The following is a 12,606-nucleotide window of genomic DNA, read 5'->3' on the forward strand; positions in this document are numbered from 1 at the left end:
GATCGAATCTGCACATCCGAGCGGGCCGATAGGGTGTCCTGCATGCCCGACGCGAAATCACCGGCCCGCAGGGTGCGCTCCGGCAACCAGCGCGACGAGGCCGCGCGCCTGGCCGTGCTGCACGCCGCCGACGATCTGCTCGTCGAACACGGCTTCGCGGCGCTGACCGTCGAGGCCATCGCGCGCCGGGCGGGTGTCGCCAAGCAGACGATCTATCGCTGGTGGCCGTCCAAAGTCGAGATCCTGCTCGACACGCTCATCGAGGACAGCGCCAAACACTTTCCGGTGCCGGTGGAAAAGCCGACGGCCGCGGGCATTCGGGCGTATTTGCGCGACTTCGCGCGTTTCGTCGCCCGCGATCCGGCGGGCAAGGTGCTGCTCGCGCTCCTCGCCCAGGCCCAGCACGATCCGGGCACGGCCGAGCGAGTTCAGGCGCGTTATCTGGGTCCGCGCCGGGCCGCCGAGCGCGACCTGCTCGCCCGCGCCGTCGAAGCGGGGGAGATCGCGCCCGTGCTCGGCCCGGACGCGGTGCTCGACGCACTCGTCGGGCCGCTCGTCTATCGCGCCATGACCGGCGCGAGTATTCCGCGCGACCTGGTGGACACCCTCGTCGACCGCCTGCTCGTACCGGTCGCCGAGTGAGCGGCCCGGCCTGCTTGCGTAGATCTGAAGGCGGACAACCGGATTCAGTGGCGACCGGTGCGATCCGCGGTCACGCGGTGGGCTGGTCAGCGCCCGGAGCCGACGTCGCGGTGACGGCGATGAACACGATTCGAATGCGGCGGATCATCGCGGGCCGTAGGTATTGAGGAACAGCACCGGCCCGGTCCCGAACTCGCCCGTGGTGTCCAGGTGTAGCAGGGCGGCCAAGGCCTTGGCGGTGTAGACCGGCTCGAGCCGGAGCCCGTCGTGTGCGGCGCGGTTCGCGGCCGCTGCCGCGGCGGGTGTGGGGTGACCGTAGCCGGGGCCGAGCCAGTCCGTCGTCATCGTCACGTCGGCGGGCCGCAGCCCGGTCGGCGCGAATCGCGCTCCGCGTGAACGCAAAAGGCGCTCGGCCCGCTGGGCCAGACCGATTATGTGCGCGGCGTCGAGCGGTAGCGAGTCGTTGACGACGACACCGATCACCCGCGTGCGCAATCCGGCGAGCCGCAGCCCGAGTGCCAATCCCGCTGCGGTGCCGCCGGATCCGACCGCCGTCACGATATGGCTGGGTTCGGCGAGGATCCCGGCGTCGATCTGGGCGGCGAGTTCGAGCGCGCCTTCGACGTAGCCGAGCGCCCCGATCGGGGACGAGCCGCCCACCGGCAAGAAGTACGGTCGCTTGCGGCCGAGCGTATGTCGCAGATACAACCACGGCGCCCGGAGCAGGGTCTGTCGTTTGGTGTGTGTGAAATGCAGCGTCGCACCGGAATTCGCCAAACGCTCGAGTTGCGCCCGGACGTGCTCGTCCACCGGCTGGTCGACGAGTGCGAGCACGGTGCCGATGCCGTGGGCGCGGCCGTAGAGCGCGGTGGCCAGGCCCCAGTTGGTGCCGGTACCGCCGACGGTGAGAATGGTGCGCGCGCCGCGCCGATGGGCTTCGGGCAGCAGCCATTCCAGTTTGCGGACCTTGTTGCCGCCCCACCCCCCGTCGCCATAGGCGCTGTCGTCCTTGCACCACAGCCGAACTCCGGTGCCGACGTCGAGCGGTCGGATCGGGGTCGGGGCGGTACCGAGGCGCAAATACGGCAGGGTGTCGGCGAGCTCGGGAAAGCGTTGGTGCAGTAAGGAATCCGTGGGCACGTCAGCGATCCGTACGCGGTTTGGTGATCGCCCCCGGGATGCCTAGCAGCGCGGCCTGCACCTCGTGCAGGCGATCGACGTCGCCGCTGATGCCCGCCACATTGTCGTTGTAGAGGAAGGCCTCGCCGAGCCGCACCAGCGCGTAGGCGAGCAGATCCGGCTCGAGCGGCGGGTGGTAGTCGTCCTCGCGTTCGGCGCGCGCGATCAGTTCGCGCACCGTCGCGACCACCAGCGGCTGCACCGGTCCGTCGCTCGCGGTGAGAATGCGCAGCCCGGCCAGCGGCTCGTTCTCGAAATACCGCCGGAACGGCTCGTTGTCGGTCATCCAGCGGTTCACCCGATACAGCACGTCGAGGATGCGCCGCGCCCCGGCCGAACGCCGGCGTGCGTCGGCCCGGGTGAGCAGCGCCTCGAACTCACCCGCGAGCACCGTGCCGAGCACGCCCTCGCGGGAACCGAACCAGCGGTAGATCGAGGCGCGGCTCAGCCCGAGTTGCGCGGCGATCGCCTGAATGTCGACCCGCTCGCCGGCCAGGAACGCGCGGCGGGCGAGATCGATGACCTCGGCCCTGGTCGCAGACGCCGGTCGTCCGGGCGGGCGGGTGGTCCGCTGGCTGGAGGAGGTCATCGGAAAATGGTACATCCTTCCATTTGTGTACCGAACCGATTGTGCTCAGAACCAGGCGTCGCGCATCTCCAGCGTGGTGGTGTCGAGCCGGGCGAGCAGATCCAGCGCCGGTCCGGTCTTGGGCAGCTCGAAGCGGTAGAAGAACCGGGCCGCGTGCCGCTTGCCGTCGTAGAAGTCGCCGGTGTGCGCGCCGGTGGCCAGCAGTTGTTCCAACCAGATCCAGGCCAGCACGATGTGGCCGAACGCCTCGAGATAGACCGAGCTGTTCGCCAGCGCGGCCTCGAAGTCGCCCGAGGCGAACAGGCCCGCGGTCACCTCCACCAGCCGCTGCCACGCCGAATCCAGTTGCGCGGCAAGCTCGGCCGCTTCGCCGCCGACGGCCTGCGCCGCCGCGACCGTGGCCTGCACCCGGCCGCCGAGCGCGAGCAGACTGGCGCCGCCCTGCTGGGTGACCTTGCGGCCCAGCAGATCCAAGCCCTGGATGCCGTGGGTGCCCTCGTGGATCGGATTCAGCCGGTTGTCCCGGTAGTGCTGCTCGACGTTGTATTCGCGGGTGTAGCCGTAACCGCCGAGCACCTGGATCGCGAGATTGTTCGCCTCCAGGCACCACTGCGACGGCCAGCTCTTCGCGATCGGGGTGAGGATGTCGAGCAGCAGGGTGCGCGCCTGGCGCTCCTCGTCGGTATCGGCGGTGCGCTGTTCGTCGACCAGTCGTGCGCAGTAGAGCACGAGGCCCAGCGCGCCTTCGGTATAAGCCTTCTGCGCCAGCAGCATTCGTTTGACGTCGGCGTGCTCGACGATCGGCCGCTGCGCAGCGGTGGGGTCGGCGGGCAGCTTCGCGCGGCCCTGGGCACGGGTGCGCGCGTAGTCCAGCGACTCCAGGTATCCGGTGTAGCCGAGCGCCGTCGCGACCAGGCCGACGCCGATGCGCGCCTCGTTCATCATGTGGAACATGTAGCTCAGACCGCGGTGCGGCTCGCCGACCAAGTAGCCGATCGCGCCGGGCGCACCCGCGGGCGTCCACTTGCCCTCGCCGAAGTTGAGCACGGTGTTGACGGTGCCGCGGAAACCCATCTTGTGGTTGAGTCCGGCGAGCGCGACATCGTTGCGTTCGCCGAGCGCGCCGTCTTCGCCGACCAGGAAGCGCGGCACGACGAACAGCGAGATGCCCTTCGTGCCCGCCGGGCCGCCGGGGATCTTCGCGAGCACCAGGTGCACGATGTTCTCGCCGAGCTCGTGGTCGCCGCCGGAGATCCACATCTTGGTGCCGAAGAGGCGATAGGTGCCGTCCTCGCGCGGCTCGGCGCGGGTCACGATATCGGCCAGCGAGGACCCGGCCTGCGGTTCGGACAGGCACATCGTGCCGAAGAACCGGCCCTCCAGCATGGGTCGCACAAATCGTGCACCGAGCGCGGGGCTGGCATGGGCGAGCAGCAGATTGGCGTTGGCGACGGTGAGGAACGAGTAGCCGGCGGTGCCGGGGTTGGCCGCCTGGAACCACGCGTAGCTCGCCTGCGCGACGGTCACCGGCAGCTGCCCGCCGCCGAACTCGTAATCCATTGCCACGGCGGGCAATCCGGCCTTGGCGAACGCGTCGAGCGCCACGCCCACCTCGGGGACGATGGTGACGCGCTCGCCGTCGAAGGTCGGCTCGTGCGCGTCGTTGAGCTTGTTGTGCGGCGCGAAGTACTTGGTCGCCAGCTGCTCGCTCAGGTCCAGCACCGCATCGAAGGTCTCCCGCGAATGATCCGCGTACCGCTCGCGTTTGGTCAGCTCCTCGACATGCAGCCACTCGTACAGCAGGAAGTCGAGATCGCGCCGGGAAAGCAGCGTAGACCGCATCACCCATCCTTTCGAGACATGTGCAATCTACTGTATCTTACGCTGCGGCCTGGCCCGCTTGCCGGAAATCGTAGCCTCAGGTGCTGAGGCGATCCAGCTCGTCGGTGGGAACACCCCAGCCGGACAGCAGCTTTCGCACCTGCTGCGGGTCGGCGGAGAGCGGCGCCGGGACGTCGGTGGGCGTGCGGTCGAAGCGTGGTGCGGGCGCGGGCTGCAGGACGCCGTTCACCGTGATGAAGGCGTTGCGGGCCACGTTGTGCGGGTGCTCGTGGGCCTCCCAGGGGCTGAGCACCGGGGCCACACAGGCGTCGGAACCGGTGAACAGCTCGGTCCACTCGTCGCGGGTGCGCTCCTTGAACTTGGCGCCGAGCACCTCTTTGAGCTGCGGCCAGCCGTTCTTGTCCAGCTGGAACGGCAGGTCGGGGTCGTCGATGCCGAGGATCGCGAGCATCTGGTTGTAGAACGGGATCTCGACGCAGCCGACGGCGAGGTACTCCCCGTCGGCGCATTCGTAGGTGTCGTAGAACGGCGCGCCGCCGTCGAGCATGTTCTCCCCGCGCGGAAAGTTCCACAGCCCGAGGTGGTGCAGACCGTGCATGGACGCGGTGAACAGCGCGGCGCCGTCGACCATGGCCGCATCGATCACCTGGCCCCGGCCGGAGCGCTCCCGTTCATACAGCGCGCCGAGCACGCCGAGTGCGAGCAGCAGACCGCCGCCCGCGTAGTCGCCGAGCATGTTCGCGGGCGGCACCGGAGCTTCGCCCGCGCGCCCGACCAGTCCGAGCGCGCCGGAGACGGCGATGTAGTCGATATCGTGGCCCGCGGTGCGCGCCAGCGGACCCTCCTGGCCCCACCCGGTCATCCGGCCGTAGATCAGGCGCGGGTTGCGCGCGGCCAGATCGGCCGGGCCGATGCCGAGGCGCTCGGTGACGCCCGGCCGGAACCCTTCGATCAGCACGTCCGCGTGTTCGGCCAGCGCGAGCAGCGTGTCCCGATCGGCGGGGTTCTTGAGGTCGAGGGTGATGCTGTGCTTGCCGCGGTCCAGCGGACCCTCCGGCGAGACGATGCCCGCACCGGGGGTGCCGCCGCGGTCCACCCGCAGCACCTCCGCGCCGAGATCGGCCAGGATCATCGCCCCGAACGGACCCGGTGCGAGGCTGGCGATCTCGATGACTTTGACTCCGTGCAGTGGTCCCATGGCTCCGCTCTCTGTCGTCCTCGACGCGGGCATGCGGCCACGGCCGAACCCCGCCCGTCCGGTCGGTGCCCCCGACCGTAGGTCCGACTCGGCACGCGGCCTATGACCGTCGCGCTCGAGTAACCGTGACCGCAGCGCTCACGCTCAGTCCAGACGCGACAACCGCGCGAGTACGGTGGCGGCCATGGCGGCGGGGTCACCGTGGTCCGGGCGCAGCACGAGTTCGGCGTCGGTGGGCGCCTCGTACGGATCGTCGATGCCGGTGAAGCCGCTGATCTCGCCCGCGCGGGCCTTGGCGTACATGCCTTTCGGGTCGCGGGCTTCGCAGACCTCCAGCGGCGTATCGACGAAGACCTCGACGAACGGGATGCCCGCCGCGAGGTGCGCGGCCCGGACCCGGTCGCGGTCGGCGCGATACGGACTGATCAGCGAGACCACCGCCACCACACCGGCGTCGGCGAACAGCCGGGCGACTTCGCCGACGCGGCGGACGTTCTCGACCCGGTCGGCGGCGCTGAAGCCGAGATCGGCGTTCAGTCCGTGGCGCAGATTGTCCCCGTCGAGCAGGAAGGCCGGACGCCCCGCGGCGACCAGGCGGCGTTCGAGTTCCACTGCGACGGTGGACTTTCCGGAGCCGGACAGGCCGGTCAACCAGACCGTCAGGCCCCGCGTGGCGCGCTCGTCCCGGCCGACCGCGGTCGAATGCCAGACGACCCGCGACGACGGCAGGGTCGGGCCGGTGATCATGCCCGCGGCGACGGTGTTGTTGGTGGTGTCGTCGACCAGGATGAAGCTTCCGGTGAACCGATTGCGCCGATACGGGTCGAACAGCAGCGGTTGCCGGGTGCGGAGCTGAACTCGGCCTATCTCGTTGAGCGACAGCGATTCCGGGCTCTCGTCCCGGTGCAGCGTGTTCACATCGAGCCGGTAGTCGAGGCTGCGCACCTCGGCGGTGGCGGTGCGGGTGGTGTGCCGGATGGTGTAGGTCGCGCCGGGGGAGAGCCGGCTGTCGTCGGCGAACCAGCACACCATCGCGTCGAGGTCGCGCCCGGCGATCGGCCGGTTGTTCGGGCGGCAGATCATGTCGCCGCGCGAGACGTCGATCTCGTCGGCGAGCTGGATCGTGACCGCCTGCGGCGGAAACGCTTCCGTGACGGGCGTGCCGCCCGGCCCCCAGATCGCGGCCACCGTGCTCGTCAATCCCGAAGGGAGAACCGCCACTTCGTCGCCGGGCTTGAAGACACCGCCCGCGACCGTGCCCGCGTAACCGCGGAAATCCTGGGCGTGGCTGCGGGTCACGTACTGCACCGGGAAGCGCGCGTCGATGAGGTTGCGGTCGGAGGCGATGTGCACCTCCTCGAGGTGGTGCAGCAGCGGCGTGCCCTCGTACCACGGCATGCTCGCGCCGCGGTGCACGATGTTCTCGCCGTGCAACGCGGACATCGGCACGAAGGTCAGATCGGAGACGTCCAATTTCGAGGCGAACTGGGCGAATTCGGTGCGGATCTGCTCGAAACGGGCCTGCGACCAGTCCACCAGGTCCATCTTGTTGACGCAGAGCACCAGGTGCGGAATGCCGAGCAGGCCGGCCAGGAAGGCATGCCTGCGGGTCTGCTCGACCACCCCCTTGCGCGCGTCGACCAGGATCAGCGCGAGATCGGCGGTGGACGCGCCGGTCACCATGTTCCTGGTGTACTGGATATGGCCGGGGGTGTCGGCGATGATGAACTTCCGTCGGGGCGTGGCGAAGTAGCGGTGTGCCACGTCGATGGTGATGCCCTGTTCCCGTTCCGCGCGCAGCCCGTCGGTGAGCAGCGCGAGGTTCGGGTAGTCGTCGCCGCGGTCGCGGCTGGTGCGCTCGACGGCGGCGAGCTGGTCGGTGAAGATCGTCTTGGAGTCGAACAGCAGCCGGCCGATGAGGGTGGACTTGCCGTCGTCGACGCTGCCCGCGGTGGCGAGGCGCAGCAGGGTGGCGGTCATCAGAAATAGCCCTCTCGTTTGCGATCTTCCATGCCCGCCTCGGAGATCCGGTCGTCGGCGCGGGTGGCGCCGCGCTCGGTGACCCGGGCGGCGGCCACCTCGGTGACCACCTCGGCGGGGGTGGCCGCGCTGGATTCGACGCAGCCGGTGCAGGTGGCGTCGCCGACCGTGCGGAACCGCACCGTGGTCTCGAAAGGCTGCTCACCGTCCAGTAGTTGCAGGAACCTGGTGTGCGCCAGCAGCATTCCGTCGCGCTGCACCACCGGCCTGCGGTGCGCGTAGTAGAGCGGCGGCAGGTCGATGCCCTCCGCGGCGATATAGGTCCAGATGTCGAGCTCGGTCCAGTTCGACAGCGGGAACACTCGAATATGTTCGCCCGCACGGTGTTTGCCGTTGTAGAGGTTCCACAGCTCGGGTCGCTGACTGCGCGGGTCCCACTGGCCGTATTCGTCGCGGAAGCTGAACACGCGCTCCTTGGCGCGCGCCTTCTCCTCGTCGCGGCGCGCGCCGCCGAAGACGGCGTCGAAGCCGCCCTCCTTGATCGAGCGCAACAGCGTCGCGGTCTGCAATCGGTTGCGCGAGGCGCGCGGGCCGGTCTCCTCGGTGACCCGGCCCGCGTCGATATCGTCCTGCACCCGGCCGACGACGAGGCGCAGTCCCAGCCGCGCGACCGTCTCGTCGCGGTAGGCGATCACCTCGTCGAAATTGTGCCCGGTGTCGATGTGCAGCACCGGGAACGGCAGCGGCGCGGGCCAGAAGGCCTTCGCCGCGAGGTGCAGCATCACCACCGAGTCCTTGCCGCCGGAGAACAGCAGCACCGGTCGCTCGAAGGTCGCCGCTACTTCTCGGAAAATGTGTGCCGACTCGGCCTCGAGCGCGTCCAGATGAGGCAGCTCGTAGGTGCTCGCCGTCGACTTCGCGTACTGGCTCACATCGCAAAACTAGAACACGTTTCGGTTATTGGCAATGGGTGTGCGGGCGTCAACCGTGCGATGCCGGTCGAGTGGCCGGCTTCCGGCCACCCGAGGCGGCTGTGACGGCGTCCGCGGCGGCGATGAGAGCCGTTCCGCGCCTATCGATTTCGGCACCCGTGATGGACTTACCAACGTACATCGTGAGCACCATGTTCTGCCTGCCGTCGCCGCCATAGGTCGGGGCGGCGAGCAGGCTCACCGGATGTTCCTTGCGTGGTCGCAGATCGGTGCCCAGGTACACCCGCTCGCCCAGGCTGGTCACCAGCTCGCCCACCAATTCGCGCAGCTCACCGGGCAGATCGCGAGCCGCGAACCCGGCCAGCAGGGAGTACAACCTGCGGCCCGCGGCGGTCAGGCTCTCCACCAGGTAGCCGCGCTCGCGGCACTCGGCGACCACCTGGCGCAATCGTGTCTCGTCCTGCTGGAGCGGCACGGTCGGCGGTTGGGCCAGCCATGCGTCGAATGCCGCGTCGGTATCCCACAGCACGTACATCAGCCCGACCGGCGGCGCGAAGTGGTAGGCGGCGCCGACCTTGACCATCCCCGGGCCGGTGCTCTCCAGCACCATGATCCGATCGCCGACCACGGCCGATGCGGTGCAGGTCGTGCGGTATTCGCCGGTGAGTCGTTCCAGTTCCGTCCGCGCGAGCGCGGAGATCGCGAAGCTGTCCTGCGCGACCCGGCCGGCGGCGATGAGCGCGGGGCCGAGGCCGTAGGTCCGGGTATCGGCATCACGCACCAGGTAGCCCCCCGCGGCGAGCTCGGTGAGAATGCCGAGGCAGGTGGGTTTGGCCAGGTCGAGCGTGCGGGCGAGCTCGGACAGGCCGAAGCGCTTGCCGCGCTGTTCGACGAAGAAATCCAGCACCTGCACCACGCGCACCGTCGGTGCGGATCTACGGCCGACCATTGACCACTCCTAGAACACGTTCTAATCTCAGCTGAGAGGAAATGTACCAGAGCGGTACATATTTGGAACACCACAGCGTGTGATTCAACGGAGAGCCTTTTGCTGACACAGCCGTTCGCGGACGCTATCGCCGCCGCCGAGCAGATCATCACCGGAGCCGCGCACATCCGGACCGAGCAGGACCTCGTCGAGGGCTACGACTACCTGGCCGGCAGCATTCGCGCGGCCTTGCAGATGGCGTGGGCCTACGAGCGGGACTTCCCGTTCTTCGTCCAGTCCACCGGGCCGTACACGAAAATGGGCCTGGACAACCCGGATACGCTCTACTTCCACTCCTACCTGCGCCCGGACGCGGAATATGTGGTCACCGGAAAGCGGGGAACCACAAGGGATCTGAGCTTCCAGGTGCTGAACGGGAACTATTCCCCGGTGGATGTGCCGGACAGCCTCACCGCCTTCGACGACCGGACACTCGAGGTGGCGCCGGACGGGTCCTACGAACTGCGGCTCGGCCCCGGTCCCGCGCGTCCCGGCTACGTCCACCTCGCGGCGGACTCCGCCATGCTGGTGATCCGCGAGGTCTACAGCGACTGGGGCAACGAGCGCCCGGGCACCGTGCGCATCGCCCGGGTCGAGGGCATCGGCGACGCCCCGCCGCCGCTGACCAGAGACCTGCTGACCAAACGCTACGGCGTGGCGGGAAAGATGCTGATCTCGCGCCTGCAGACCTTCCTCGCCTTCCCCGAATGGTTCTATCTGAACCTGCCGGTGAACACGATGACCGAACCGCGTTCCACGCCGGGCGGTCTCACCACCCAGTTCTCCTCGGCCGGGCACTACGAGCTGACCGACGATCAGGCGATGATCATCACGGTGCCGAAATCCGATGCGCCGTATCAGGGTTTCCAGCTCGGCAGCATGTGGTACCTGTCGCTGGACTACATCAACCACCAGACCAGCCTCACCGCCGACCAGGCGCGGGTGGACCCGGACGGCATGATCCGCCTCGTGGTCAGCGAGCGGGATCCCGGGCTGGCCAACTGGATCGAACGCACCGGGCACGACCGCGGCTACCTCCAATTCCGGTGGCAGCGGCTGTCCCGGGAGATGAAACCGGAGGACGGCCCGACGGTGGAGGTGGTTCCGGTCGCCGAACTGGGACAACGACTTCCGTTCTATGACCAGGCGCGCGTCACGCCGGACGAATGGCGCGCACGAATCGCGGCCCGGCAGGCCGCGGTCGCGGAAAGGATGCTCGGCTGATGTTGTTGCAGGACAAAGTTGTCGTCGTCTCCGGTATCGGTCCCGGGCTCGGCCGGTCCATCGCGGTGCAGAGCGCGAAGGCCGGCGCCGACGTGGTGCTCGCGTCCCGGACCGAATCGCGGCTCACCGAGGTGGCCAAGGAGATCACCGAGCTCGGCAGGCGCGCGGTCGTGGTGCCCACCGATATCAACGACGAGGCGGCCGCGATCAATCTGGTCGAGACGGCGCAGAGTGCGTTCGGCCGGGTGGACACGCTGGTGAACAACGCCTTCGCCATTCCGCCGATCGCCGACCTCGCCGAGGTCGACCTGGACCAGGTGCGCGCCGGCTTCGAGACGAATGTGCTTGCGGCACTGCGCTTGACGCGGCTGTTCGTGCCCGCGCTGGCCGAGTCGAAGGGCTCGGTGGTGATGATCAACTCGGCGGTGCTGCGGCATTCGCGGCGCACCTTCGGCCCCTACAAGATGGCCAAGGCGAGCCTGCTCGCGCTGGCGCAGAGCCTGGCCACCGAGCTCGGCCCGCGCGGCATCCGGGTGAATACCATTGCCCCGGGCTATATCTGGGCCGACAACCTGAAGTGGTACTTCAACTACCTCGCCGAGCAGCGCGGCATCACCGCCGACGAGGTGTACGCCGAGACGGCGAAGACCATCGACCTGCGCAAGCTGCCCGAGCCCGACGAGATCGCCGACGCGGTCGTGTTCTTCGCCTCGGCCATGGCGCGGGCGATCACCGGTGCGTGCCTGGACGTCAACGGCGGCGAGTACCACCACTAGCCGGATGCACGGCAACACAGATTCGCGGCGATTCAGAGGAGATGAAGTGATCGGTAGGGACGACGTCGGCACCATCGACGATCTGCACGCTTCGGCGACCAAGGTCGTCGGGCTGGACGATTTCGGTGGCGACGACTACCGCGCGGGGCTCGAGGTCCTGCTGGCGTCCTACGCCAAGGACGCGGAGCTGACCCCGTTCGGCAACAAGGTGAATCGTGCGTTCCTGCGCGGGGCGCTGATCGCCCGGCTGCTCAGTGAGTCGGCGTGGCAACGCTTTCCCGAACACGCCGAGGTCGCGATCGAGCGTCCGGTCTTCGTGACCGGTCTGCCGCGTTCGGGGACGACGGCCGTGCACCGGCTGCTCAACGCCGATTCGGCGCATCAGGGCCTGGAGATGTGGCTGACCGAGATGCCGCAGCCGCGCCCGCCCCGGGACACCTGGGCGAGCAACCCGGTCTATCAGCGGATCGAGGCGGCCTTCGAGAAGCACCACGTCGAACACCCGGAATTCATGGGGGTGCACCATATTTCGGCCGACCAGGTGGAGGAGTGCTGGCAACTGCTGCGGCAGTCGGCGATGTCGGTGTCCTACGAGTGCCTGGGCTATCTGCCGACCTACTCGGAATGGCTGCGTGCGCAGGACTGGACCCCGGCTTACCGCAGGCATCGCCGCAACCTGCAGTTGATCGGGCTGCCGGATGCCGGACGGCGCTGGGTGCTGAAGAACCCGAGCCACCTGTTCGCCCTCGACGCCATCTTCGAGGTGTATCCGGACGCGCTGATCATTCAGATGCACCGCGATCCGCGCACCATCATCGCCTCGGTGTGCAGCCTCAACGAACAGGCCTCGGCCGGGTGGTCGGACAAGTTCCGCGGTCCGGTGGTGGGCGCCGCGCAGCTCGATCTCTGGGCCCGCGGGGCCGACCGTTTCCTGGCGGATCGTCAGCACCACAACGCCGCTCAGTTCTGCGATGTGTACTACGACGATTTCGTCGCGGACCCGATCGGCACCGTCGCCGGAATCTACCGGCAGTTCGACCTGCCGCTGACCGCGCAGGCCACCGCGGCGATGACCGCACTGCACGCCGAAAGTACCTCCGGCGCAGCGCGTCCGGCACATCGGTACACGCTCGAGGATTTCGGCCTGACGGCCGAACAGGTCGACGCCCGGTTCGCCGGTTACCGGGCCGAACATTTCCCGAAGGCCTGAATCCAGCACGCCGCCACCGTCTTCCGGGACGGTGGCGGCGGTGTTG

The 12,606-nt window shown here is 68.6% G+C and carries 11 protein-coding genes; 4 read left to right on the top strand and 7 right to left on the bottom strand.

The genetic code is table 11. The features are described from left to right. Nucleotides 1-42 precede the first annotated feature (42 nt). Entirely contained in the window at nucleotides 43-642 is a 600-nt protein-coding gene (locus NVU01S_RS35585) for a TetR/AcrR family transcriptional regulator (RefSeq protein ID WP_043665314.1), read from the top strand. Nucleotides 643-786: 144 nt separating this feature from the next. Here the strand turns inward: NVU01S_RS35585 and NVU01S_RS35590 are convergent, their stop codons facing one another. The 7 genes from NVU01S_RS35590 to NVU01S_RS35620 all read right to left on the bottom strand — a co-directional run bounded on the left by NVU01S_RS35590 (nucleotide 787) and on the right by NVU01S_RS35620 (nucleotide 9,311). Then, nucleotides 787-1,782 (bottom strand): 1-aminocyclopropane-1-carboxylate deaminase/D-cysteine desulfhydrase, encoded by a 996-nt coding sequence (locus NVU01S_RS35590; RefSeq protein ID WP_244467125.1) that lies wholly within the window; start codon nucleotides 1,780-1,782, stop codon nucleotides 787-789. A gap of 1 nt (nucleotide 1,783) precedes the next feature. Continuing rightward, the gene (locus NVU01S_RS35595; RefSeq protein WP_052280267.1) at nucleotides 1,784-2,410 is read right to left on the bottom strand and encodes a TetR/AcrR family transcriptional regulator; all 627 of its coding nucleotides are present in this window, start codon (nucleotides 2,408-2,410) and stop codon (nucleotides 1,784-1,786) included. A 45-nt stretch (nucleotides 2,411-2,455) separates the two neighbouring features. After that, nucleotides 2,456-4,252: an acyl-CoA dehydrogenase gene (locus NVU01S_RS35600; protein WP_043665307.1), complete on the bottom strand. Its 1,797-nt coding sequence runs from the start codon at nucleotides 4,250-4,252 to the stop codon at nucleotides 2,456-2,458. Between the two features lie 76 nt (nucleotides 4,253-4,328). Continuing rightward, nucleotides 4,329-5,450: a CaiB/BaiF CoA transferase family protein gene (locus NVU01S_RS35605; protein ID WP_043665305.1), complete on the bottom strand. Its 1,122-nt coding sequence runs from the start codon at nucleotides 5,448-5,450 to the stop codon at nucleotides 4,329-4,331. Between the two features lie 144 nt (nucleotides 5,451-5,594). Further along, on the bottom strand, nucleotides 5,595-7,430 hold the full coding sequence (gene cysC, locus NVU01S_RS35610; RefSeq protein ID WP_043665302.1) for an adenylyl-sulfate kinase: 1,836 nt from the start codon (nucleotides 7,428-7,430) through the stop codon (nucleotides 5,595-5,597). Then, nucleotides 7,430-8,362 (bottom strand): sulfate adenylyltransferase subunit CysD, encoded by a 933-nt coding sequence (cysD, locus tag NVU01S_RS35615; protein ID WP_043665299.1) that lies wholly within the window; start codon nucleotides 8,360-8,362, stop codon nucleotides 7,430-7,432. The genes cysC and cysD overlap by 1 nt, the downstream gene beginning before the upstream one ends. A gap of 49 nt (nucleotides 8,363-8,411) precedes the next feature. Beyond that, nucleotides 8,412-9,311 carry a helix-turn-helix domain-containing protein gene (locus tag NVU01S_RS35620; protein ID WP_043665296.1) on the bottom strand — a complete coding sequence of 300 codons (900 nt, stop codon included), beginning with the start codon at nucleotides 9,309-9,311 and terminating at the stop codon, nucleotides 8,412-8,414. Between the two features lie 99 nt (nucleotides 9,312-9,410). Here NVU01S_RS35620 and NVU01S_RS35625 point away from each other — a divergent pair, with 99 nt between their 5' ends. The 3 genes from NVU01S_RS35625 to NVU01S_RS35635 are packed head-to-tail and all read left to right on the top strand — an operon-like array spanning nucleotide 9,411 to nucleotide 12,560. Then, on the top strand, nucleotides 9,411-10,574 hold the full coding sequence (locus NVU01S_RS35625; RefSeq protein WP_043665293.1) for a hypothetical protein: 1,164 nt from the start codon (nucleotides 9,411-9,413) through the stop codon (nucleotides 10,572-10,574). After that, the gene (locus NVU01S_RS35630) at nucleotides 10,574-11,350 is read left to right on the top strand and encodes an SDR family oxidoreductase (protein WP_014984279.1); all 777 of its coding nucleotides are present in this window, start codon (nucleotides 10,574-10,576) and stop codon (nucleotides 11,348-11,350) included. Before NVU01S_RS35625 ends, NVU01S_RS35630 begins: the two co-directional genes overlap by 1 nt. A 46-nt stretch (nucleotides 11,351-11,396) precedes the next feature. Further along, nucleotides 11,397-12,560 carry a sulfotransferase family protein gene (locus NVU01S_RS35635; RefSeq protein ID WP_043665287.1) on the top strand — a complete coding sequence of 388 codons (1,164 nt, stop codon included), beginning with the start codon at nucleotides 11,397-11,399 and terminating at the stop codon, nucleotides 12,558-12,560. Nucleotides 12,561-12,606 lie beyond the last annotated feature (46 nt).

It is taken from the genome of Nocardia vulneris (assembly GCF_001613425.1).
Lineage (GTDB): Bacteria > Actinomycetota > Actinomycetes > Mycobacteriales > Mycobacteriaceae > Nocardia > Nocardia vulneris.

Bases quoted from the DNA above. Each gene is read 5' to 3' on its own strand.
- NVU01S_RS35585 (WP_043665314.1), top strand. From the start codon at position 43: ATGCCCGACGCGAAATCACCGGCCCGCAGGGTGCGCTCCGGCAACCAG.
- NVU01S_RS35595 (WP_052280267.1), bottom strand. From the start codon at position 2,410: ATGACCTCCTCCAGCCAGCGGACCACCCGCCCGCCCGGACGACCGGCG.
- NVU01S_RS35600 (WP_043665307.1), bottom strand. From the start codon at position 4,252: ATGCGGTCTACGCTGCTTTCCCGGCGCGATCTCGACTTCCTGCTGTAC.
- NVU01S_RS35605 (WP_043665305.1), bottom strand. From the start codon at position 5,450: ATGGGACCACTGCACGGAGTCAAAGTCATCGAGATCGCCAGCCTCGCA.
- cysC (WP_043665302.1), bottom strand. From the start codon at position 7,430: ATGACCGCCACCCTGCTGCGCCTCGCCACCGCGGGCAGCGTCGACGAC.
- NVU01S_RS35620 (WP_043665296.1), bottom strand. From the start codon at position 9,311: ATGGTCGGCCGTAGATCCGCACCGACGGTGCGCGTGGTGCAGGTGCTG.
- NVU01S_RS35630 (WP_014984279.1), top strand. From the start codon at position 10,574: ATGTTGTTGCAGGACAAAGTTGTCGTCGTCTCCGGTATCGGTCCCGGG.